This window comes from Bradyrhizobium sp. Kon56, from assembly GCF_055807635.1.
The window spans coordinates 1-21,524 of the sequence record NZ_JBVVOU010000036.1 but is presented as its reverse complement, the minus strand read 5'-3'; the positions used below and the strand labels follow the sequence as shown (position 1 = coordinate 21,524).

The following is a 21,524-nucleotide window of genomic DNA, read 5'->3' as shown; positions in this document are numbered from 1 at the left end:
CGATTTATGGCCGGAGAGAACCGATGCAATCTGCTCGCGCTTGTAAGACAGAGGGCGGCACCAGCGCGAAGGCTGACTCTGACCATGTTAGAAACATTGCTCGCGATTCCGACGATCATCCCCTGGTCCAGTTTGGGGGCTCAGTTATGAGCATTCAACTCAAGAAGGGGGCGTCGGTTCGGGAGTCGAATGTCAGCCCGGAGGTCTACCCAATGGCAAGACCCATGGTGACGTCGTGTCAGCTCGTGCGGGCTCTCCCTGGATCCAGTCCATGCGGCTACGCCCGGTGGGCCACCGGCCAAAGGTGCGCATTTGGCGCGACGTCGCCGTCAAGTGCCCACGCAAGCACGGCGGAAATCCTGGACGAGATTATTTGGGGCGCAGTCCTGTGTCCGCTTGGAGCTCGATCAATGCGTAGGCTGAAACGAATTCTGTGTCCGAAAACAATTGCCGTATTTGGAGGTCGGCAGGCGGCAGCCGTCGTCGCACAATCGATCAAGATGGGCTTTACCGGCGAGATCTGGCCCGTGCATCCCAGTAAGGACGAGGTTGCCGGCTGCAAGACCTACCGCTCGGTGGCTGAACTGCCCGATGCTCCTGACGCTGCCTGGGTCGGCGTCAACCGCCATCTCACCATTGAGGTGATCAAGCAGGTGGCCGAACGCGGTGCCGGCAGCGCGATCTGCTATGCTTCCGGCTTTCGCGAAACGGAAGCCTATGATGAGTATGGCGAGCGGTTGCAGGTCGAGCTCGTCGCCGCCGCCGGCAAGATGCCGATCATCGGCCCCAACTGCTATGGCCTGATCAACTATGCCGACGGCGCGCTCTTGTGGCCCGACCAGCATGGCGGTAATAGGCTCGGCGAGGGCGGCCGTGGCGTTGCCATCATCACACAGTCGTCCGCCATCGCCCTCAGCATGTCAATGCTGAAGCGTGGCTTGCCGATCGCTTTTCTGATGACCGCGGGCAACCAGGCCCAGACCGCTCTTTCCGAAATAGCACTTGGCCTGATCGAGGACGATCGCGTCACCGCGCTTGGCCTGCACATCAAAGGCTTCGATTCTGTGATCGGCTTCGAAAGACTGGCGACGCGCGCGCGGGAGTTGAAGAAGCCGATCATCGCGATGAAAGTTGGCCGTTCCGAGCAGGCGCGGCAGGCGACGGTGTCGCATACAGCTTCGCTTGCCGGTGCCGACGCCGCATCCGGCGCCTTCCTGAAGCGACTCGGCATCGCCCGCATCAATTCTATTTCCACCTTCATCGAGGCGCTAAAACTTCTGCACGTCACCGGACCTCTGTCTGGCTACCGCTTGTCCTCGATGAGCTACTCGGGTGGCGACGCCTCGATCATGGCCGACAGCACTGTAGGGCATCTTGTGCATTTCCCCAGCCTGACCGACCAGCACCGCGCGCATGTGAAATCGACCTCGGGCCATTGGTGGCGGTAGCCAACCCGCTCGATTATAATACCTTCACCTGGAACAACGAGCCCGCGTTGACGGCTACCTCCTCAGCGATGGTGTCGGGTGGCTTCGATCTCAATATCGCCGTGGTCGACTTTCCGCGTCCGGACCGGTGCCCGGACGCCAGCGCCTATTGGACGATCTCACGCGCCTTCGAGGCGGCGCTGAAGACGAACAAGGCGCAAGGCGCCATAGTGTCTTCACTTCCTGAGAACCTGCCTGAGGAGTACGCGGCCGGTCTGATGACGCGAGGCATAGTACCACTCCTCGGAATTGCGGAAGCTATGGACGCAGCCCAGGCAGCTGCCTTCATCGGTTCGGCTTGGCGTTCGCCACTGCCTCAGTCTATCGACACCATCTCTGCCGGGGTCCATGGGAGCGAACGAGTGACGTCGAACGAAGCCGAGGCCAAAGAGCGGCTGATCAAGGCCGGTCTTCCGGTCCCAAAAGGGGAGCGCGCCAGTACCGCGGCGGAAGCGGTGTCTTCATCCATATCACTCGGCTTTCCGGTAGCGCTGAAGGCGCTGGGTGTGCCCCATAAATCAGAAGTCGGAGCGGTACGGCTGAATCTCAAGGACGCCGATTCCGTCGGTGCGGCGGCACATGATTTGTTGCCGCTCGGCACCGGCCTGTATGTCGAACGCATGGTACGAGACGGTGTTGCTGAACTGATCGTCGGTTTCACCCGGGATCCGATGTTTGGCGCGGTCATGACGCTTGGCAGCGGTGGAGTGCTAGTCGGGCTGATGCGGGATACAGTCACACTGATGCTCCCGGTGACACACGACGATATCGAGGCCGCGCTGCGCGGCCTGAAATTCTACCCATTGCTCGAAGGCTATCGCGGCAAGCCTAAAGCCGATCTCACGGTAGCGATTGATGTCATCGCGGGCATTGCTGACTTCGTACAGAAGAATGCCTGGGAGATCGACGAGCTCGACATCAATCCGCTGATCGTCTGTGAGCAAGGCAAGGGCGCCTGGATCGCTGATGCGTTGCTCAGCCTGAAGAAGAGCTGACGTCGTCACCGCCTGCTCCAAAGCCGCTGTCGTTGAGGTCATATTCGACCGAGGCGCGCCATCGTAAAGACCGTCGGGACAAGTCTTTCTTCGCCGGCCGAGACCTCAAGGCTCCAGCGGCAATTCGCGTCAGCGAGTCTATGGCTTCGAGGGCTTCGATGCGCTGCGGTAATTTCGCGACCTGAACAATCCGGTGATCGCCTGTGTCAACAGCAGGACAGTCGACGGCCGATTCGACGAGCGCTCTCGTGGGGCTTGATCTATGCGTCCTCCTTCGCCATCGGAATTTCGCGCTGCCACTCGCTGATCTCGATTCGGCCAGACCGCTAGAGCAGCATTCCAATCACTTGCGTTGGAGCTTCTGATCGCGTGTCGCTGGATGGACCCGGGGGAGGCACACCACTGGCCAGGCGCTTCCGAAGGAAAAGCTTGAGCAACGCGTGTGGGAGGTCGCGAGGCTGGTCGCCAGCCGGCCACCGCTTGTGCTTGCTACCATTAAGGAGATAGCGCGTGTGGCGGGGTCCCTGAGCTCCCAAGACACCTTGAACCGGGAGAAGCGTCGACAGCTTGCAACGGCGACGTACTCTATGGCTCAGGAAGACCGTCTTGAGAGTCTCCGCGCCTTCGCAGATCGGCATGGAAGGGGCGCAGTAGCATTGCCGAGAACGCTTCACACACGAGAGAGGCCGTGGAGGGGGAGCGCAACAGAAGAGAGGTGCAGATTTCAGCGTTCTTCGTCGATGTCACAGGCGCCGGGCTCAGATCGCAGGATGGCCGGCTTGTGCCTGTAATCCGGGAGCAGATTGCTGATCTGCGATCGAGGAAGCTCGGGTGGGGCAACCGGGATCCACAGCCACCTGCGTGCCGCCAAAACCACACCGGTTTGCGTGATCAAGTGCTGTTTCGCGAGATGGTGAGATCCATTCGGATGTGAATTCAGTGAATAACCTCACAATCCCAATCTTATCACCCGACGACCTTGTAGATGAACGTCAAATGCACGAGTTGGCCAAGCGGAAATGGTTCGGAGCGACCCGCGCCTATGCCGCATGGGCCAACACAGCGCCGCCTGCCTCGATGGGATCTGCGGCGCGAACCAATGACAGTTTGTTGAACCTGTCGTGCCTAACTCCTCACAACATGCGCCCTGGCTAATTGGAATGCCTTGATCACTTTTTCCATGTCGTCTGCAGAATGCGTGGCACTTACTTGCATGCGAATCCGCGCAGCACCTTCCGGCACAACAGGGTAGGAGAACGGAACGACGAGAACGTCATGCGCACGCACAAACTCAGCAATCTGGACCGCGATTGCCGCATCCCCGGTCATCACGGGCACAATTGGGTGATCGCTGCCCAAGACTTGAAATCCCAGATCGCTCAATCCTTGACGTAGCTGACGGGTGCGAGCAGAAAGATTGTGCCTCAGATCGTCTGCTTTTTCTGCCAAATCAATTGCAGCCAATGATGCCTCACAGATCGCCGGCATCAGTGAGTTTGAAAAAAGGTATGGGCGCGCACGCTGTCGCAACCAGGAAATGATCTCACCCCGGCCTGAGACGTACCCTCCCGATGCGCCGCCAAGCGCTTTGCCGAGCGTGCCGGTAAGAATATCAATCTGATCTTCCAGACCGTACCGCGCTGGCGTTCCACGCCCCTCTGGGCCGATAAACCCCACGGCGTGGGAGTCATCGACCATGACCAAGGCGCCATAACGTTTTGCAAGATTGCAGATCCCAGGCAGATTCGCCGCAGCGCCATCCATGGAAAACACGCCATCGGTCACGACGAGCACTGTTCGGCAGGCACTTGCCTCTTGAAGAGCCTGCTCTAGTTCGCTCATATCATTATTCGCATAGCGAAAGCGCTTCGCTTTGCAGAGCCGAATCCCATCTATAATGCTCGCATGATTCAGGCTATCGCTGATTACCGCATCATCAGCGTCCAGCAGGGCCTCAAACAGTCCGGCGTTCGCATCGAAGCACGAACCGAATAGGATCGTGTCTTCCGTCCGAACGTAGCTCGAAAGCCTGTTTTCAAGCGCTCGATGAACTGAGTGTGTCCCACAAATGAATCGCACCGACGACATTCCAAAACCATGCCGTTCGAGACCCGCGTGCGCGGCTCGCACCAGGGTTGGGTGATTGGCGAGACCAAGATAGTTGTTGGCGCACATGTTCAGGAGGTCGCGCTCGCCAAGTGCACGCAGGTGTATATGCGTCGACTGGGGCGAGGCGATCTCTTGCTCGACTTTCAGGAGTTTTCGCGATGATAGCTCATCGAGATTGTCGCGAAGTCGCTGGCCAAGTTGCGAGCGCATGTTCCATTTCCATTCAAGCATAAACTATAGCAGTCGACCACGCGGGATCAGCGTGCTTTTGCCAGTAGAGATCCGTGAGCCGGCGGGTAATGGATCCCACCTGCCCTTTAGAGATCGTGGTGTCATCGATGCGCGTCACTGGCATAATGCCGCCGGCAGTGGAGGTGATAAACACCTCGTCAGCCTTCTTGATGTCGTCACGACTGATATCGGCAGCAGTGGCGGCTAGCCCGATCTCAGCACAGAGATCGAGGACGGTCCGACGCGTGATACCCGGCAACACCCCAAAAGTCGGCGTCCTCAACGATCCATCCTTCACAAGGAACACATTGAAGCCTGGCCCTTCCGCGACATACCCGTTCGTATCTAGGATAAGCGCCGTCTCGGCGCCTTTGTCGTAGGCGTCGAAAAGGCCCTTGACGAGATCCAGCCAATGATAGTTCTTGATCGTGGGATCGACTGAGTTAGGCGGAATACGGACGGTCTCGCTGATCGCGACGTGCAAGCCTCTTTCCAATTGTTCCTTGTTGGCAACCGAGCCGTAAGGCACAGCAAATGCGATAAAGCGGTTCTCTGCTTGACGGGGATCACGGCTGAATGTCGGCGATGATCCGCGCGTGCAGATCATCTCCACGTAAGCCGATTTGTGGCCCGACAAAGCAACACACTGCTCGAGGATCGACGCGATCTTCTCGCGGTCGTAAGGCAGCTTCATTCGAAGACGTTCGACACCTGCCAAAAAGCGGTCAAGATGCAAATCCAACCGGAAAAACCGACCGTTCCAGACGTGCACCGTGTCGTAGGTTGCGTCTGAGTGCAACAGACCCCAATCGAGCACAGAGATCTTGGCCTCGGACATCGGCAGGTACTGCCCATCCATGAAAGCGACCCCATGAGGGTAGCGGCGTTGGTCGATGTGATGCTGATCGATTGCTGAAAGCACAGTTGAGGGGTTTGTCATCGGAGTCATTTGCAATAGGGCGGGTTGAGACAAGCGACGAATTCTTGCTTCGGGAAAACAAGGATTTCGGACATGGTGCTCCATCAAGATGCCGAGGCTCGGCACGGCCGGCCCACTGAACCTAGTCAGGTTTAGACGTTAGCAGCCCCACGAGCCGCATTCCTCCGATGTGGCACCTCGTCTGGCCTAAATTCTGCGTCTGAACGGAATAGGTGAAGCTTTCACACGATCGAGACGCGACTTGAGTACCCCGTCCATGCCGATGATCGCCTGCTGTCGCACGATCAAGATCTGGAGAATTTCATGACACGGAATGTGTGTATCGGTCGAAGCTAATGACCAATCATTGAAGATGGTGCTTCGCACAATGCGAGCCAGATCGATGGGCGGCTCGGAACGAGCTTCGAGGGTCGACGACAGCGCGCGAAGCACAAATTTCATGGCCGTTGATCCTCAAGCGGCACGAAGGGGCTCTGGAGGATTTTAGTTCGAAATAGCCAGCCTGCGGCGAAGCCGGGTTTCTCTAAACAAGTGACAGAGAGGGTAGATATACAAAGTATATCTATGATGTGAGGGCCACGTGCTTTCCACTGCTCACGAAATGGAAAGGGGTATGTGACGCATGAGGCCCGATGTCGATCATCTGGAGTCCTGCCGATTCCACACCCTCAGAGTTTGCAGGGCCCTGAAGGCGCTCGCGCGATTGCAACGACGGCATCGCCAGGAGCAAGTTGCCGATAACGACCGGCTTCTCGGTGGGCACGCGGAGGCCGTGAACCTAGAACGGGCTTGGCACCGGCCCTCGCCTGCTGGGCGCAATCGTCTTCTGAAGCGGGCTGAACTAAAAAAATCATTCTGGCGATGGGTGCCCGCCCTAAGACGCGCGTGATCGTCATTCGTTGGCGCCCAAGGCGGGCGATCCCAATAGCAGACTAACCGACCTATTAGATATTCGCGGCTTGAACTGAACAAGGAACACTCGCTATGGACGACATCAAGCACAACCTAGATCTCGCTCTCGCGCTGACCGACGCAGAAGAGCGCTATTCCAGTCAACACCCCCTGAGCCGCGCTCATATGGAGCGCGCATCTCGATTCATGCCCGGGGGAAATACAAGATCCGTTCTGTACTTTAAGCCGTTTCCCTTGGTCGTAAAGGCGAGCTCGGGCTGTCGAGTTCAGGATTTCGATGGCAATGACTATGTTGATTTTCTGGGTGAATACAGCGCGGGGCTGTTCGGCCACTCAGAGCCGACGATCAAAGCAGCTCTTCAGCAGGCTATTGAAACGGGCTGGGTGCATGGCGGGCACATCGAGAACGAGGCGCACTTGGCGGCTTCCCTGTGTTCGCGCTTCCCATCTGTCGAAAGCATCCGGTTCACGAATTCGGGCACTGAGGCGAATCTTATGGCGTTGGTGACAGCCAGAGCCTTCACCAAACGTTCGCGAATTATGGCATTTCGAGGAGGCTATCACGGGGGAGTATTGCTTTATAAATCTGGCGATTCAGTTCAAAACGCGCCTCTTCCGCTTGTGCTCTGCACTTACAACAACATAGAGCAGACCGTGGCTGCGATTGACCGGGAGGCGCGCGATCTCGCGGCGGTGATCGTCGAGCCGCTGCAGGGGTCGGCGGGATGCATTCCGGCCAGCCGGGAATTCCTGTCAGCAATTCGCGCCGCTTGCGAGCGGCATGGCGTCATTCTCATCTTTGACGAAGTTATGTGCTCTCGCCTTGCGCCCGGTGGGCTCCAAGGCGCCCTCGAAATTACGCCAGACCTCACAACCCTCGGCAAGTACCTCGGCGGAGGAGCTTCCTTCGGCGCCTTTGGAGGGCGCGAGGACATCATGTCGCTCTACGATCCAAATCGGCCAGACGCCCTTGCCCATGCCGACACGTTTAACAACAATGCCATTTCAATGGCTGCGGCAAAAGTGCTGACTAGCGAGCGTCTCATGCATCTAAACGCCATGGGCGACGCGCTGCGGGCGAGGCTTAACGGGATCGCGCATGCTCGTGCGCTGCCCATACAGTTCACTGGAGGCGGCTCGATGATGAACATCCATTTCCGTGAGGGCGACATCCGCACCATCGCGGACACGGAGACCGAAGATCCGAATGCCAAGCCCTTCTTTCATCTGGAGATGTTAGCGCGTGGCCAATATCTGGCCCGCAGGGGCATGCTGACCTTGTCTCTGCCGATGACCGCAAACGAACTCGACGGCTTTGCAAGCGCAGTCGAAGATTTTCTCGAGTTGAATGGAAGGTTGATCGCAGCCTCCTACACACATTGACCTGCTTGCCTCGAGAGAAAAGGCCGCCAGGGACAAATGTGCGCAGTGAAGTCGCCAGTTCTGAAGCCGGTGACCGCCCCGTTTTACGCCAGGCAACCATTGCTCCGCCGCGCGATGACTGAGCCAATTGAGCCTAGCCGTTCACCCCAAGTGTTGGTTCGGCCAGCGGCGCGATTTTTTCGATGATACCATTCCTCGAGAGGATGCTCCCGGACAAACCGCGCGAAATCCCAAGTGCAGGCGATGACCAAATCGGCCGTCGGCCCCCAAAAAATGACGCGCTCCTCTACATCGCGGTCTGACGGCATGCGTATGAATAACTTGTTCGGTTGGAGTCCTCGCGAAGAGCGCTTATCACTACTTGTCGCTGCTAGGTATATTGAGTATGTCAAGGTCACTTAGGAAAGCACCACGAGGGTGGGTCATGGCACCGATTACTTGCGACATCCTGATCAAGAACGCGTGCGTACTTAGCATGGACGCGAAACGCACGATCTATCGCCCTGGTGCGGTGGCAATTGCCGGCCGGAATATCCTGATGGTGGGGAGGGGACGGAGCGCGACATTGTGCCGTCAGTTGTGCCGATCCGCGTGATCGATGCCGGCGGCGCGGTGGTGCACCCGGGCTTTGTCGAGGCGCACTACCACACGACCATGCATCTCACCCGCGCCTCGATCACCGACGACCCCAAGCGTCCCGCAGTGGGAAGATCGGGCACGGCCGGGAAGGCCGCGAAGCCGATCTACGCAGAATGGGTCGACGCCATGAGCGACGAGGACGAGCACGCCTCGGCTTTGCTGGCGTGCCTCGAGATGGCGCGCAACGGCTACACTTGTTTCATGGACGACCCGGGCACGGTGCTCGAGCCCGATACGGCGGCCAAGGCGGCCGAGGCGGTGGGTATTCGGGGCTCGCTCGCTGACCCCTATCTTTCAGACTCCTTGGGAGGGACACACTTGGCAGCGCTTGACCGCACGCCGCCATCCCTTGAACGCAGCCTCAAGCTGATGGGAAAAGAGCTCCGTCGCAACAAGGACCCCAACGCCCTGATCGGTGGACATATCGCGGTCTATGGCTCCGGATCAGCATCGGATACCTTGATGCTTGCAGCAAAGAAATGTGCCGACGACAACGGCGCGATCTACACCCAGCACCAATCCTTCCTGCCCCAGGCGGTCGAGACAGAAGACAAGCGCCTTGGCAAACACGCCCTTGTCCATTTCGAGGAGATCGGTGTCCTCGGGCCAAATGTCAGCTTCGTACACATGAATGTTCTGCGCGAGGACGAGGTGGACGCCATTGTACGCTCGGGAATGTCCGTGATCTGGCATCCCGGCAATTTCCTGTTCTACGGCATCGGCGAGTCAGCGCGGCAACGGATGCTGGAGTTGCGCGCGCGGGGCACCAATCTCGGTTTCGGCAGCGACCTTTGCAAGTTATGGACATTTGGCGAGTTGCCTTACATCGCTTATCTCGCGAGCCGCAGCCAAGGGGGTTACATCTCGCCGGGCGGCGCGTTGGAGATCGCGACCCTGGGGGGCGCCAGGGCCAAGGGCTGGCAAGATCGCATCGGCTCCCTTGAACCCGGCAAGCGCGCAGACCTGGCAATCCGACGCAATGACTTGCCCGAAGCCTGTCCCGGCACCGACCCGGTCTTCGAGACCGTTCTGGTCGCGCGCTCCAGATCGGTGGATACCGTGATCTGCGACGGCCAAATCATCGTCAAGGACGGCCATTCCACCCGGTTGGACGAGCGGGTCATCTACCTATCGGCCTGCGCCTCTGCTCGCAGGCTCATGGCGAAGACTGGGCTAAAGGGAGACCTGGACTGGCCCATCGTAGCGGGAGATATGGACTGGGACTTTATGGGGGGCTGAAAAGCCCCGTGGCGCCGGTGTCTCGGATAGTAGGCCGTGCCTGGCAGCTAACACCAAGGTCTGAAGGCGACTCCCCAGGCGAATAGGACCGGACTAGTCAAGGTCCGGTTCGCGCCTCATGGACGTTAACCGCCAAGGTCTTTCTCCGGCCTCATAGCTCTTGGCTGCTTGGCGAAGTCGGTCGACAAAGTGATGGCTCGCGAGATTTGTGCCCTGCAAACAGGGCGAGCCGTCGACCGCGGCATCGCGGAATGTTGGGTCGTAGGCTCAGGAAGTGCTGCTCGCACAAGCGAAGCTTGCTCGTGGCGTGAGTTTTTTCGCTATCCTCGTGCAGCATCGTGCAGCATCGTGCAGCTGCAGCTCGGGGCGAGCTTGCCTAAATCTTGCGCTGTCTTGTTCGTCTTGCCTAGGGAGGGCGTAGTGTGCGGCCGCATCACGCTATCACCGCTGCTTCAGCTGCTGCCAGCTATTGATCGAGGGATCTCGCTGAAGCAGTCCTGGTGCAGACACGCTGATGTGGGGCACTGGGCACTGTTCGGCGATTCACGATAGCCGATGGGGAACAGCTTCCTTCTCGTGACGGCATGAGGACGGTGACGAGTTCATCTTGTCGGAAATATTGCGCTCGGGGCGCGCCGATCTCGACCTCGGAGGCGACTAGCGCCGGCATCTTGGCATGACACGACGGCCGATCATCTACTCGGTCGCGCAGGCGCGCGCGCCGCTGTTTGGCTTAGGTTAACTGACCCACTGCTTGTCGTACATTGGAAGGCGAGCATGAATGACGAGCCGCCCGAAAATTCTTCTACTCGAGGGCAGACGTATTGGTTTAGCAGCGGGTTTACCCTGGCGACATACGGGACGAAGCTCCGATGATAACAGTGGCGGCTTATGAGAGCTGGCCGAGTGCTCGGCCACGACCGCCACTGCCTAACCTCGAATGGCGACAAGCCAGCGCACATCATAATGCAATCTATGTCCCCCATCGCAGTTGCGAGTTTCCCCAAGTTGGCCTACCAGCAGACGACAAGGGCGAGCCTTTACGTTCGGGCGTGTTGTCAATCGGTTCCCGAAAAACGGTTACTGCGCTTGCGACTGACCGGTCCAAGCGCCGGTATGAGATTGTGCAGAGTGTGGCGGGCCAGAGGATCAGATGCCGTGGTGGTGACCATTCTGCTTTTCTTCTTATGCGACGTAGGATTTCATGATGGCTAAGCGGCAGACATCTGAATCGGAACGACTGCCAGAGAATGATGGCTTCCTTTATCGATCGGTCTCTCGAAAACTGAGAAATCTAATCGATGGCGGCACATATAAGCCCGGTGCGCAACTGCCTAGCGCCGTAGAACTCGCGAGGGATTTTGGCGTCAGCACGATCACTATCAGGCGCGCGATCCGCGACCTTTCGCTCGAGGGCCGTCTCGTTGGCCGACAGGGCCTTGGTGTTTTCGTCGCAAGTAAGCGCAGGATCGTGCGCGTTATCGGAATGGACTACGAAGATACTTTTCGCAAGGCGGGCTTGAAACTCAGCATCCAAGTGCTTCAATTGACGCTGGTCGATGTGATTGATGATGGTCCAATCGAGCTTGAGAAGTCAGGCATGGGATATCGGCTTGACAAGATCATTCTCGCAGATGACGAGCCCGTGGTCCTGGACACGACTTGGTTTCCCAACAAGTTCGCAGACATTCTAATACCAAAAAGACGAGCCCGCCTGATAACGCCGCTGATCGAAGCTCACGCCGCGTTCGAGCACATGGACTACCAGGTCGAAGGTTCGACGACCACCGAGGAGCAAGCCGGGCTTCTCAAGGTGGTGCCGGGTTTCCCGGTCCTCGCCATGCAATATACCGCCGTTGGACGGGGCGGTGAGGCGCTGTTTGTAGGGCGCGCCATTTCGCGGGCCGATCACTTCGTCTATCAATTTCGCCACGCGGCCAAGGGCTCATCGCGACCAAGCTCACGTAAGAGAAAGAAGTGATCCCGAGCAATGAGCGGTCAAGGACACGGCGCTCCTTTGTCGGTCCGGTCTAACTAGACCAATCGCTGCGCGCCAAAGAGCGATAGGATCGGGTGAATCGCGATCGTGCTTGATTGAGCATGGTCTTTTCGAAAACCAACTCCACACTTTTCCGGATCGTGCTCTAGCCGCAGCCATCTCCGAGTTCAACGTCGGCACAATAAGGCCGCTCCACGATCGCCTTGCAGATCGCGCTTAAGCGCGATCCTGGCTTTAGGAGCATCCTCACGCACATGCGTAGATGGCCTCATTTTGCACGCGGTGGAATGGGCGCCCATGTGCGTGACCAGTTCATCTGTTCATCGCGCCGAAATCTTCATCTGCACAAAGCTGACAAATAGCCCCAGCGCCAATCTACTCGAAGTGCACCAGGACGTGGTTGCTTTGACGCGTCCCAGATCGTTGACCACCTAAATATACAAAGTATATCTTCATCTTGATGGTCAGCGCAGGAGAGCTGACTTCAGCAAGCTGGCGAGGAAGTGAGCGGGGAGAAGTCGCATGCAGGCTCCAACCAAGAACTGCCGACTTGGAATCGCCTGGAGCGGTTTCGCGCAAGCTCGCCAGGATCGACACCATGAATGATGCTCCAACTCACGAAACGCTACGCGTCCGCGGCCTCCAAGCTGATGCCGAAATCTTGATTGACAGGTGGGGCATTCCGCACCTGCGCGCACAATCCGCCATGGATGGCTTTTACCTCCAAGGCTTTAATGCTGCGCGCGATAGGTTGTGGCAGATGGACTTGTGGCGCAAACGGGGTCTCGGTCGGCTTTCCGCCTCCTTTGGCCCCGGATTTCTGGAGCAGGATATCGCCGCGCGTTCTGTCCTCTACAGGGGCGATATGCAGGCGGAGTACGATTCATACGCCGAAGATATGGAGGAAATCTGCAACGCCTTCACGGCAGGTATCAATGCCTGGATCGAAGACGTCTCCAGACAAAATTAACCCAATGACTCGCTGTACCGCCGCTATGTAACCCGCGCGGCTGAAGTTAGAACGCCATGCGCCGGCGATGCCGACCGAACAATTCGGCGTCGACCTTGGGCCGTCAAGCGGCGCTGTGAAGTCATCGGCTCTGCGTGTGCACGCTCGCTCCGACGCGCAGGATGCTGCTCCGGCCATCCAGTGGACACGATCCAGCATCTACCGTCACGGTGATCGAAGCTGACGACCACGTCATAGAAATGTAAGATGGACTGGGGCAGACCCAGGCAGGAAAGCGCCGGCACGTGCAACTTCTCCAACGTTCTGTTGAGATCGTAAGACAAAAAGCCCGCGGCGCCTCCCTAGAAGGGAGGAAGATCCGGGCGATGTTCTTGCCGATACGCGGCGAGAAGAGTGCGAAGAACGTCCCATGGATCCCCCTGAAGAGCTACGCCATTGCAACTCGCCCGTCCGCCCACGATCGTGTAGGTACTAAACGGATCGCAGGCAAGATATGAGTAGCGCCCAAGTAACTCATGGCGCTATCGAGAAATGTAAGCTGCCCTCGATGCGTGAGACAGCGGGCCGCTGTGACAGGCTCAATCCACTGCAGTTCGCGGAGGTGAGTCGGGCTATCAATCACCGTCGATTTGTCTTTCGAAAAGGGCCTGTATGGTGGTTCACTTCAATGAAAGCGATGCTCGCTGAACGTCGAAAGCGCTTGAGATCCTAGCGATGCACCGCCGCTCAAAATTGTGCGCCAAAAACAAGGTCTACATTGTCTTTATGCGAAGCCCGCATCCGGCGATACATTGTAGTCAGCAGCGAACCGGAGGTCCCGAAGTGGGCGCACTCGCCTGATCGATTCCTGGTAAAGATCATGCGCCTTGTAAGCTGCAAGTTCCATTTCGTTGTCGAACTCTCCATAAACGATGACGTCGATATCGTTGCCGAGCTGGTCGGACTTGCAATTGCGAGCGACCTCGAGCCGGCGTGCATGTGGGATTGTGGTAAGAACCGACAGGCCCTCGATCATTTGCTCGATACAAGCCGTATCCTTTGCGGTGAACAAGACAATGTGGCGGATCATGGCTGGCCTTAACGCGATGACGTGACCTGGCCCAACTAACTTGAGCTTGAGCGTACCGCAACGGGTGTAACGATTGCTGAGCCTCCATCGCGGCAACATAAGCACAGCTCTCGATAAGAGCACGCGTCGGCGTGCATAAATCCTCCACTTCGCCGATGGAAATCTGCGCGAATCGGGGAGAGCTCGCTTGATGGGTGCAAATTCTTTCGAAAGCCGCCGCTTTTCTACTTGAAGACGACGGTAAGATGCTGCCTCTGGGCTAAAATCGTTCGACGCTGGGAAAGGGCCGCCGTGGCAGTGGACAGAAATGCCAGTCACAACAATGCGCCAGTTCGCGGTGACTGGGAGCGCGCCGAAGCCGAGGCACTCTATCGACTGCCCTTTGCTGACCTGATTTTTCAGGCCCAGAGCGTTCATCGCGAGAACTTCGATCCGAACCATGTCGAAACCGCGAGCCTGCTCAGCATTAAGACCGGCGGCTGCCCGGAAGACTGCGGCTACTGTTCGCAGAGTGCGCATTACGACATCGGACTGAAGGCGACCCGCGTGATGGATCGCGCCAATGTGGTTGCCGCCGCTCAGCACGCCAAAGACGCCGGCGCGACCCGCTTCTGCAGGGCCGCGGCCTGGCGCAGTCCAAAAGATCGCGATCTCGATCAGGTCTGTCATATGATCGGCGCGGTCAAAGGTCTCGGCATGGAAACGTGCGTCACTCTCGGCATGTTGACGCCGAAACAAGCCGCTCGGCTGTTCGACGCCGGGCTCGACTTCTACAATCACAATGTGGACACCGCGCCGGAGTTCTACGGAAAAATCATCACCACACATACCATCCAGGATCGCATCGACACACTCGCACATGTGCGCGATGCGGGCATCAAGGTCTGCTCCGGAGGCATTGTCGGGATGGGTGAGAGCGTCGATGACCGGCTCGCCATGCTCGTGCTGCTCGCCAATCTTCCCAGCCAACCGGAAAGCGTGCCCATTAACCTTTGGAACGAGGTCAAGGGCGTGCCGGTCAGCGAAACCGCCGAGCGTCCAGATCCCATTGCTGTGGTGCGAGTCGTGGCAACAGCCCGGATCATGATGCCAATCAGTGTGGTGCGGCTGTCCGCCGGACGGCAGTACATGACGGACGAGCTGCAGGCTCTATGCTCTTGGCCGGCGCAAATTCGATCTTTATCGGTGACGTCCTGTTGACGACCAAAAACCTACAGCGCGATCGGGACGCAAATTTGTTGGGCCGGCTCGGTATCACGTCCGGGCTTGCCTGAGTCAAGCAGCTCGACGAGCAGGCTGTGTACAATCTCAGTTTAGGCTAGAAAAATGCAAATTACCTTGATGAAAGGCAAAATTCACCGCGCGTCGGTGACCGACGCCGAGCTGCACTACGAGGGCTCGATTTCAATTGATCGTACGCTATTGGAGGCAGCCGGGTTCGTGATCAACGAACGCGTAGAAATCTACAACATTGAGACTGGAGCACGCTTCGCCACCTATCTAATCGAGGCGCCCCGAGATTCAGCCATTATAGGATTGAATGGTGCGGCCGCGCGGCTGGCAATGCCCGGGGACAAAGTGATTATCGTCGCATACGCCTCGTTCGAGGAGTCGGAGGCAAAGATATTCAAGCCACGCGTTGTGCTGGTCGACAAGCAGAATCGCATCTTGCCACGTTCAAATCCGAGCGACTGACAGCTGGGAGCTGTTGTCCTTGCAGGCGATTCAATTGTTTCTACGTAGAGAGCCGGGGACGAAAAATGGATTTGAGCCGTCCAGCCGATTCCGAGTATGTCGCGGCCTTGCGTGGCTTGAAGAAAGACGACCGGTTGCGCTTTCTCAAGCGGAGCACGGGAATCGACTTCGTATCGAATGATTATCTGGCGCTCGCGAGCGCTCCGCGGATGAAAAAGGCTGTCTTGGCGGCTCTTGAGTCCGGCACAGCGATCGGAGCGGGCGGCTCGCGGCTTCTGCGCGGTAACTGCGAGGAGCATGAACGACTCGAAGAAGAAGCTGCCAAGTTCTTCGGCGCAGAGACCGCACTTTTTTTCGGCGGCGGTTATGTGGCGAATTTTGCCGTCCTGACAACGCTACCGCAGCGCGGCGATTTGCTGATTCTCGATTCTCTCGTTCATGCAAGTATTCACGAAGGTGCGCGAGCTGGGCGGGCCGACTTTCGGATATCCGCCCATAACGATCCTCAGTCGGTCGAAAGTACAATTCGTGAGTGGCGGGCCAATGGTGGAGTGGGCCGGATCTGGATCGTGGTGGAGAGTCTCTACAGCATGGATGGAGACTTCGCCCCGCTTGAAGAACTGATCGCGATTTCGGATCGGCATGAGTCATTCTTGATGGTAGACGAGGCCCATGCCACTGGTGTCTACGGCCAGCAGGGCCGGGGACTCACGGCGCCCTATGAGCGACGCGAAAACCTTTTGGTTATGCATACCTGCGGTAAAGCGCTAGGTGCAGCAGGCGCGCTCGTCACCAGTCCCCGCGTCCTCCGCGATTTTATGGTCAATCGGTGCCGCCCGTTTATCTTCGCCACCGCGCCGTCACCACTGATGGCCGTCGCCGTGCGGGAGGCACTCCTGATCCTGCAACAGGAACCCGATCTACAGCGACGCTTGACTGAGCTGGTCGCGTTTACGCATGGCGAGATTCGAACGCGTGGTGTTCGCAGCGATTCGAGCTCGCAGATCGTGCCCTATATCGTTGGCGAAAATGCTCGCGCAATGCTGCTCGCCTCCTCACTGCAGACCCGCGGCTTCGATGTCAGAGGTATCCGGCCACCGACCGTGCCACCCGGCACGGCCCGTTTGCGCATCTCACTGACGCTCAACATCGGGAGAGATGACATCTGCGCAATGCTCGATGCGCTGTCTGAGGAAACGAGGGAGTTGGAGAAGAGGGGCTGGTCTCGATGAGTCCGCGGATCGTGGTGGCCGGTACAGATACCGGGGTCGGAAAAACTGTATTTTCCGCGGGCCTCGCCCATCTACTCGAAGCCAATTACTGGAAACCGATCCAGGCCGGGCTGGAAAGCGAGACCGATACTGAGACCGTTGCACGTCTTGGCTGTCTCTCGGCCGATCGCATCGTGCCTGAGCTCTACCGCCTGCGAACACCTGCATCACCCCATCATTCCGCGGAGATTGACGAAGTTCGTATTGACGTCGATTCGCTCCATGTGCCGGAAACGGGAGAGCGACGACTCGTCATCGAGGGCGCGGGCGGTCTGATGGTGCCCCTGGATCGCGGCACTCTCTACATTGACGTATTCGAGCGATGGCGCCTTCCGGTGGTGCTTTGCGCAAGTACGGAGCTCGGTACGATCAACCACGCCCTGCTCTCGATTGAGGCTTTGCGGAGGCGGCATATGCATATTCTTGGGATCGCATTCATTGGGAAAAGGAACCCGGAAACTGAGAGCGCAATTTGCGATATGGGGCGGGTGCGTTGGCTGGGGCGACTGCCATGGATTTCACCTCTTTCGACAGAGTCGCTACAGGCCGTATTCAAAAACTCGTTTGTGCGTAATGATTTCTTGAATCCATAATGCCAAAGGAGAAGTCGCCGATTTGGCATCCGTTCACGCAGCACGCGCTTCAAGGCGAGATGACCAAGATTGTGCGTGCTGACGGTGCTTATCTCCACACGGATGATGGTCGTCGGGTCATCGATGCAATCTCATCGTGGTGGATCGTGACCCATGGTCATTGTCATCCACATATTGTGGGCGCGATCCGGGAGCAAGCAGGCAAGCTCAACCAGATTATCTTTGCCTGACATACGCATGAACCGGCTGAGGAGCTTCCAGCGCTGCTCTTGAAAATCACACCGCGCGGTCTCGATCACGTATTCTTCTCCGATAGCGGGTCGACCAGTGTGGAAGTTGCGCTAAAAATGGCCCTCGGCTACTGGAAAAACATAGGCAAGCCACGCACGCGCATTGTGGTAATGCAACATTCCTATCACGGCGATACCGTTGGAGCGATGTCGGTCGGTGCTCGAGGCGTGTTCAACGCAGCCTACCGTCCCCTGCTGTTCGATGTCACTTCAATCCCATTCCCCGCCAAAGGTCGTGAACGGGAAACACTTAATGCGCTCGCATCGGTATGTAGAACCGAAGCGCCAGCCGCCTTTATCGTGGAGCCTCTCGTACTCGGAGCGGGTGGGATGCTGATGTATCCATCCTGGGTATTGAGAGAGATAACGCGGATCTGCGAGGTTTCGGACGTTCTGTTCATTGCGGATGAGGTGATGACGGGCTGGGGGCGCACCGGTACATTGTTCGCCTGCGAGCAGGCCGAAGTTATCCCAGATATTGCATGTTACTCAAAGGGCCTCACGGGAGGGGCGGTCCCGCTCGCGGTTACACTCTGTGGTGCGAGAATTTTTGACGCGCATTATTCGGCAGACCGGACGCGAACGTTCTTTCATTCGAGTTCATATACAGCCAATCCAATTGCCTGCGCCGCCGCGAAGGCCAATCTGGAGCTCTGGCAAGATCCGAAAACTCCCAAGAAGGTCGCCTCTATCGCCAAGATGCAAGAGCAGGCAATCGAACCATTTCGCGCCGATCCGTGCTTTGCAAACGTTCGTCGGACCGGGACCGTCACGGCACTCGATTTGAAGACGAGAAATCCAGGCTATCTCGCAGACATTGGTCCGAAGCTTCAAGCGTTCTTTAAGGACCGACATCTGCTGCTCAGACCCCTCGGTAACACAATCGACGTCATGCCGCCCTATTGCGTCACGGCGGCAGACTTGGATGCGGTCTATACCGGAATCACAGATGCTGCCGATGCGCTGACCTGAAGAGGCGCTTTCTTTCGCGCAGGCCGCAAAGACCAGTGTGATCCCACCCGGCACCTCTAATCGGGGGAAGTCGATCGGTTCGTGATGATTGATGCAGTGGAATAGTTCCGAGCCGATAGTTGCCGGGCTAAACGCTTACGTCTCCCGCAATAATTGGAAATGTGCTGTCGCTGTTCAAACTGCGGCATAACGTTGAATTGATGGAGGAGCGGAAAACGTTGTTCGCTTCGGCGGATTTGCGACAGGCCGTCCGAGCCCAAATGCGAGTACCGGTTCGGCTTGATGAGCTCTCAACTCGCGGTGCAGCTCAGAATTGGCTTGCCCAGGCCATATTGCCGGGCCTTGGACACTCCGAAATCAAATCAACGCGACTTTCTAGTTATTGAGCAACGCGCGAGCGTCGACTTGGTCACATACGATCGAAGGTTTGCAGTGCCGACGAGGACAGCTGACTATTTCCGGAGATCACGCCTTGGTCACTTGAGCTTTTCGTTCCCAATCGAAGACTCGAGGATCCGTGCCCGCGCCAGGCTTGATCGACAACCTTCCAGCGTCCACAATGACAGACGCGCGTCCCTCACTTCCTTTCACGGCCAACGGCATTGGGCGCCAACGTCTGCAGATGTCTCCCGCCGACGTTGGTGACAATAGTATGAAACGAGACTGCCGAGCGGAAAGTTCGCTTGACCTTACACAATAATCGCCCGCCAAAACTACGCGCTCGCCTCGATCAAAGAATACGACGATTCAAAGACGTCTCGTGCGTTGATCTCAGGAGTGTGTCTGCGGTGGCACGCGAATTGTTCGATCCGGCAGAGTCAACGCGCGTATTTCATCGCTTGCACCTTCCGCGAAGTGATCGTTGCTCGCTACCAAAAACAAAGTTGGTTTCGTTTCATTGACTATACATCAAACGCTCCTAGGATTTAGAGCGACAAGGCGAGACCGTCTATTGTGCGTTTGAAGCCGGGTAAGTCGCCGGTGTCCGAGACGATCTCGAATATCTCCGCTGTCGCGTCCGCGATCAGCGCATAGCGGAGCATTTGTTCAGGGGATCGCGACAATGAAGGTGATCATGAGCAACGCAACAACCATTCACGAGCTTATTCCGAGAGCGGACATCAACAAGCTCGGAGTTCGACTTGGTGCCGAGATTAGGAACCTCAGGCTGTCGGATGATCTGCCAGACGAGGTTATCCACGCGATCAACCAGTTGATGCTCGAGCATAAGGTCATCTTCTTCCGCGACCAGCAGCCCCTTAACGACCCCCAGCATGAGCGCTTTGTTCACCGGCTAGGCGATCTGGTTCCGGATCATCAAATCGGTATCGCTAAGGCGATGCTGTCGATTCTGAAGCCAGATTCCGGCCTGAGCGGTGGTCGCGCCGACCAGCGGCAGCATACGCTGATCATTGTTGAGGGGTATCCGAAGATGTCCCTCCTGGGCAGCGTGATAAGTCCGCCCTATCGCGGCGATACCGTTTGGTCGGATATGGCGGGTGCATATCAAGCGCTTCCCCTATCATTGCGCATGCTCGCCGATCAGCTCTGGGCGGTTCACAGCAATGACGACGACTATGCCATCAAAGCGCAAGCCACCGGGGCAGAGAAACAAGAGTTGGATGAGGTGTTTGCCGGAACGAACTCAGAGACAGAGTATCCAGTCATTCTAGTGCACCCCGAGACAGGTGAGCGCATGCTCTCGGTCGGAGGCTTCGTGCACCGCTTTGTTGGCTTGCAGAAAGATACCGGGCAAAAACTCTTCGGTCTCTTCCAATCGTACATCACCGCGCCGGAAAACACGGTGCGATGGAGTTGGATGCCGGGTGACGTTGCGATCTGGGATCGTCGCGCGACGCAGTGTCACGAGATGAAGGACCATGGCGATGACCATCACTTGCAAGGCCGCGGTACTACCAATTGCGATGTGTCGCTCAGCATCGACGCGCGTCGCCGTGCCAAACGCGTCAACACGTCAAAGCCGCGGGTACGCAAGGCTCATGAAGCTTACGGCGACATCCGAAGTCGCAGCTCGCCTCGGTGATATGGAACCTTCTTTGCCAAGCTGCTTATGGCTGCACTGGCACGCGAATGCACGGCATTCAATCATGCTCTTTAACCGGTTTCCGCCGGATCGCGGCAAATTGCACGCTCTCTCGGAAGAATAGCGTCGTTTGTAACGGCAGCAGTGTTTGTGCCCCGACGCATCTAGCCGTCGCGTCTTAGATGCACCAAGCGGGGCACCGCGGCTAGTTCGATGACTGGAAACAAGTCCAAGGAGGAGAGCCTCGGCGACTGCGGTGAATTCTCGCGTGACCACCGAAGTACAAGCAGTACGGGCCTGTGACCTGCAGGCTTGTTAACTGAGGTTGCCGCTAGTCGATTAGATATTATCGTCGGCAGCGCGCCCGCCTTCATCGGAGTCTGGACGAGATCGTCATCACGACCCTGCTCAACGTTGTCAATCTGCCTGGCGCGGAAAATATGGAAGGCGTGCGCGCAGCTAAATGCGACGTCGCCTCACTGCGCCGCCGGCTGGCGATTAGATAGCGTGTCAATTCGCGCGCCTTGAGGTCCCCTGATGAACTCCTGCACTAAAGAAGAAAATGCGCCGCACCAGAGCCCAACAGCTGGCCGACTTCCTCCTCAATCTGTACGCATACGACGAAGGCCGCCTGATTGACACATGCGCGCGAGCGCGGCGAGTTCTACGATGGCGTTGCGTGAAGG

General features: G+C 57.6%; 13 protein-coding genes and 4 pseudogenes. 11 read left to right on the top strand and 6 right to left on the bottom strand.

All coding sequences use genetic code 11. The features are described from left to right. Positions 1-410: 410 nt before the first annotated feature. Positions 411-2,482: pseudogene (locus AC0L3B_RS33725) on the top strand (acetate--CoA ligase family protein). A 1,125-nt stretch (positions 2,483-3,607) separates the two neighbouring features. On the opposite strand, the gene AC0L3B_RS33720 reads toward AC0L3B_RS33725, so the two are convergent. From AC0L3B_RS33720 to AC0L3B_RS33710, 3 genes are all read right to left on the bottom strand, one after another. After that, positions 3,608-4,801 carry a glycine C-acetyltransferase gene (locus AC0L3B_RS33720; protein ID WP_473381790.1) on the bottom strand — a complete coding sequence of 398 codons (1,194 nt, stop codon included), beginning with the start codon at positions 4,799-4,801 and terminating at the stop codon, positions 3,608-3,610. Positions 4,802-4,814: 13 nt separating this feature from the next. Then, positions 4,815-5,762, bottom strand: coding sequence for an aminotransferase class IV (locus AC0L3B_RS33715; protein ID WP_473381789.1), 948 nt, complete (start codon positions 5,760-5,762; stop codon positions 4,815-4,817). A 186-nt stretch (positions 5,763-5,948) separates the two neighbouring features. After that, a complete protein-coding gene (locus tag AC0L3B_RS33710; protein WP_473381788.1) occupies positions 5,949-6,203 on the bottom strand; it encodes a hypothetical protein in 255 nt (84 codons plus the stop codon). 543 nt (positions 6,204-6,746) lie between these two features. Here AC0L3B_RS33710 and AC0L3B_RS33705 point away from each other — a divergent pair. The 3 genes from AC0L3B_RS33705 (at position 6,747) to AC0L3B_RS33695 (ending at position 11,916) form a co-directional block, all read left to right on the top strand. After that, entirely contained in the window at positions 6,747-8,057 is a 1,311-nt protein-coding gene (locus AC0L3B_RS33705) for an aspartate aminotransferase family protein (RefSeq protein ID WP_473381787.1), read from the top strand. A gap of 567 nt (positions 8,058-8,624) precedes the next feature. Beyond that, entirely contained in the window at positions 8,625-9,935 is a 1,311-nt protein-coding gene (locus AC0L3B_RS33700; protein ID WP_473381786.1) for an amidohydrolase family protein, read from the top strand. 1,207 nt (positions 9,936-11,142) lie between these two features. Continuing rightward, entirely contained in the window at positions 11,143-11,916 is a 774-nt protein-coding gene (locus AC0L3B_RS33695; protein WP_473381785.1) for a GntR family transcriptional regulator, read from the top strand. A 393-nt stretch (positions 11,917-12,309) separates the two neighbouring features. Here AC0L3B_RS33695 and AC0L3B_RS33690 read toward each other — a convergent pair whose 3' ends face one another. Beyond that, positions 12,310-12,534 carry a hypothetical protein gene (locus AC0L3B_RS33690; protein WP_473381784.1) on the bottom strand — a complete coding sequence of 75 codons (225 nt, stop codon included), beginning with the start codon at positions 12,532-12,534 and terminating at the stop codon, positions 12,310-12,312. Here AC0L3B_RS33690 and AC0L3B_RS33685 point away from each other — a divergent pair. Then, complete coding sequence (locus tag AC0L3B_RS33685) at positions 12,533-12,904, top strand: penicillin acylase family protein (protein WP_473381783.1); 372 nt, start codon at positions 12,533-12,535, stop codon at positions 12,902-12,904. The genes AC0L3B_RS33690 and AC0L3B_RS33685 overlap by 2 nt on opposite strands. 23 nt (positions 12,905-12,927) lie before the next feature. Here the strand turns inward: AC0L3B_RS33685 and AC0L3B_RS33680 are convergent. Together AC0L3B_RS33680 and AC0L3B_RS33675 are read right to left on the bottom strand one after the other, a co-directional pair. Then, positions 12,928-13,362: pseudogene (locus AC0L3B_RS33680) on the bottom strand (hypothetical protein). 305 nt (positions 13,363-13,667) lie between these two features. After that, positions 13,668-13,973 carry a Dabb family protein gene (locus AC0L3B_RS33675; RefSeq protein WP_473381782.1) on the bottom strand — a complete coding sequence of 102 codons (306 nt, stop codon included), beginning with the start codon at positions 13,971-13,973 and terminating at the stop codon, positions 13,668-13,670. A 291-nt stretch (positions 13,974-14,264) separates the two neighbouring features. Between AC0L3B_RS33675 and bioB the strand changes: the two are divergent. From bioB to AC0L3B_RS33645, 6 genes and pseudogenes are all read left to right on the top strand, one after another. Continuing rightward, positions 14,265-15,247: pseudogene (gene bioB / locus AC0L3B_RS33670) on the top strand (biotin synthase BioB). A gap of 52 nt (positions 15,248-15,299) precedes the next feature. Beyond that, positions 15,300-15,668 (top strand): aspartate 1-decarboxylase, encoded by a 369-nt coding sequence (panD, locus tag AC0L3B_RS33665; RefSeq protein ID WP_473381781.1) that lies wholly within the window; start codon positions 15,300-15,302, stop codon positions 15,666-15,668. A gap of 65 nt (positions 15,669-15,733) precedes the next feature. Next, positions 15,734-16,900: an 8-amino-7-oxononanoate synthase gene (locus AC0L3B_RS33660; RefSeq protein WP_473381780.1), complete on the top strand. Its 1,167-nt coding sequence runs from the start codon at positions 15,734-15,736 to the stop codon at positions 16,898-16,900. Further along, positions 16,897-17,532 carry a dethiobiotin synthase gene (bioD, locus tag AC0L3B_RS33655; protein ID WP_473381779.1) on the top strand — a complete coding sequence of 212 codons (636 nt, stop codon included), beginning with the start codon at positions 16,897-16,899 and terminating at the stop codon, positions 17,530-17,532. Before AC0L3B_RS33660 ends, bioD begins: the two co-directional genes overlap by 4 nt. Continuing rightward, positions 17,532-18,794: pseudogene (locus tag AC0L3B_RS33650) on the top strand (adenosylmethionine--8-amino-7-oxononanoate transaminase). The gene bioD and the pseudogene AC0L3B_RS33650 overlap by 1 nt, the downstream one beginning before the upstream one ends. A gap of 1,075 nt (positions 18,795-19,869) precedes the next feature. Next, the gene (locus tag AC0L3B_RS33645) at positions 19,870-20,838 is read left to right on the top strand and encodes a TauD/TfdA dioxygenase family protein (protein WP_473381814.1); all 969 of its coding nucleotides are present in this window, start codon (positions 19,870-19,872) and stop codon (positions 20,836-20,838) included. The last annotated feature ends 686 nt before the right edge of the window (positions 20,839-21,524 follow it).

Excerpts from the sequence above, each read along its gene's own strand:
- AC0L3B_RS33685 (WP_473381783.1), top strand. The coding sequence starts at position 12,533 with ATGAATGATGCTCCAACTCACGAAACGCTACGCGTCCGCGGCCTCCAA.
- panD (WP_473381781.1), top strand. The coding sequence starts at position 15,300 with ATGCAAATTACCTTGATGAAAGGCAAAATTCACCGCGCGTCGGTGACC.
- AC0L3B_RS33645 (WP_473381814.1), top strand. The coding sequence starts at position 19,870 with ATGAGCAACGCAACAACCATTCACGAGCTTATTCCGAGAGCGGACATC.
- AC0L3B_RS33710 (WP_473381788.1), bottom strand. The coding sequence starts at position 6,203 with ATGAAATTTGTGCTTCGCGCGCTGTCGTCGACCCTCGAAGCTCGTTCC.
- AC0L3B_RS33695 (WP_473381785.1), top strand. The coding sequence starts at position 11,143 with ATGGCTAAGCGGCAGACATCTGAATCGGAACGACTGCCAGAGAATGAT.
- AC0L3B_RS33720 (WP_473381790.1), bottom strand. The coding sequence starts at position 4,801 with ATGCGCTCGCAACTTGGCCAGCGACTTCGCGACAATCTCGATGAGCTA.
- AC0L3B_RS33675 (WP_473381782.1), bottom strand. The coding sequence starts at position 13,973 with ATGATCCGCCACATTGTCTTGTTCACCGCAAAGGATACGGCTTGTATC.
- AC0L3B_RS33705 (WP_473381787.1), top strand. The coding sequence starts at position 6,747 with ATGGACGACATCAAGCACAACCTAGATCTCGCTCTCGCGCTGACCGAC.
- AC0L3B_RS33715 (WP_473381789.1), bottom strand. The coding sequence starts at position 5,762 with ATGACAAACCCCTCAACTGTGCTTTCAGCAATCGATCAGCATCACATC.
- AC0L3B_RS33690 (WP_473381784.1), bottom strand. The coding sequence starts at position 12,534 with ATGGTGTCGATCCTGGCGAGCTTGCGCGAAACCGCTCCAGGCGATTCC.
- bioD (WP_473381779.1), top strand. The coding sequence starts at position 16,897 with ATGAGTCCGCGGATCGTGGTGGCCGGTACAGATACCGGGGTCGGAAAA.
- AC0L3B_RS33660 (WP_473381780.1), top strand. The coding sequence starts at position 15,734 with ATGGATTTGAGCCGTCCAGCCGATTCCGAGTATGTCGCGGCCTTGCGT.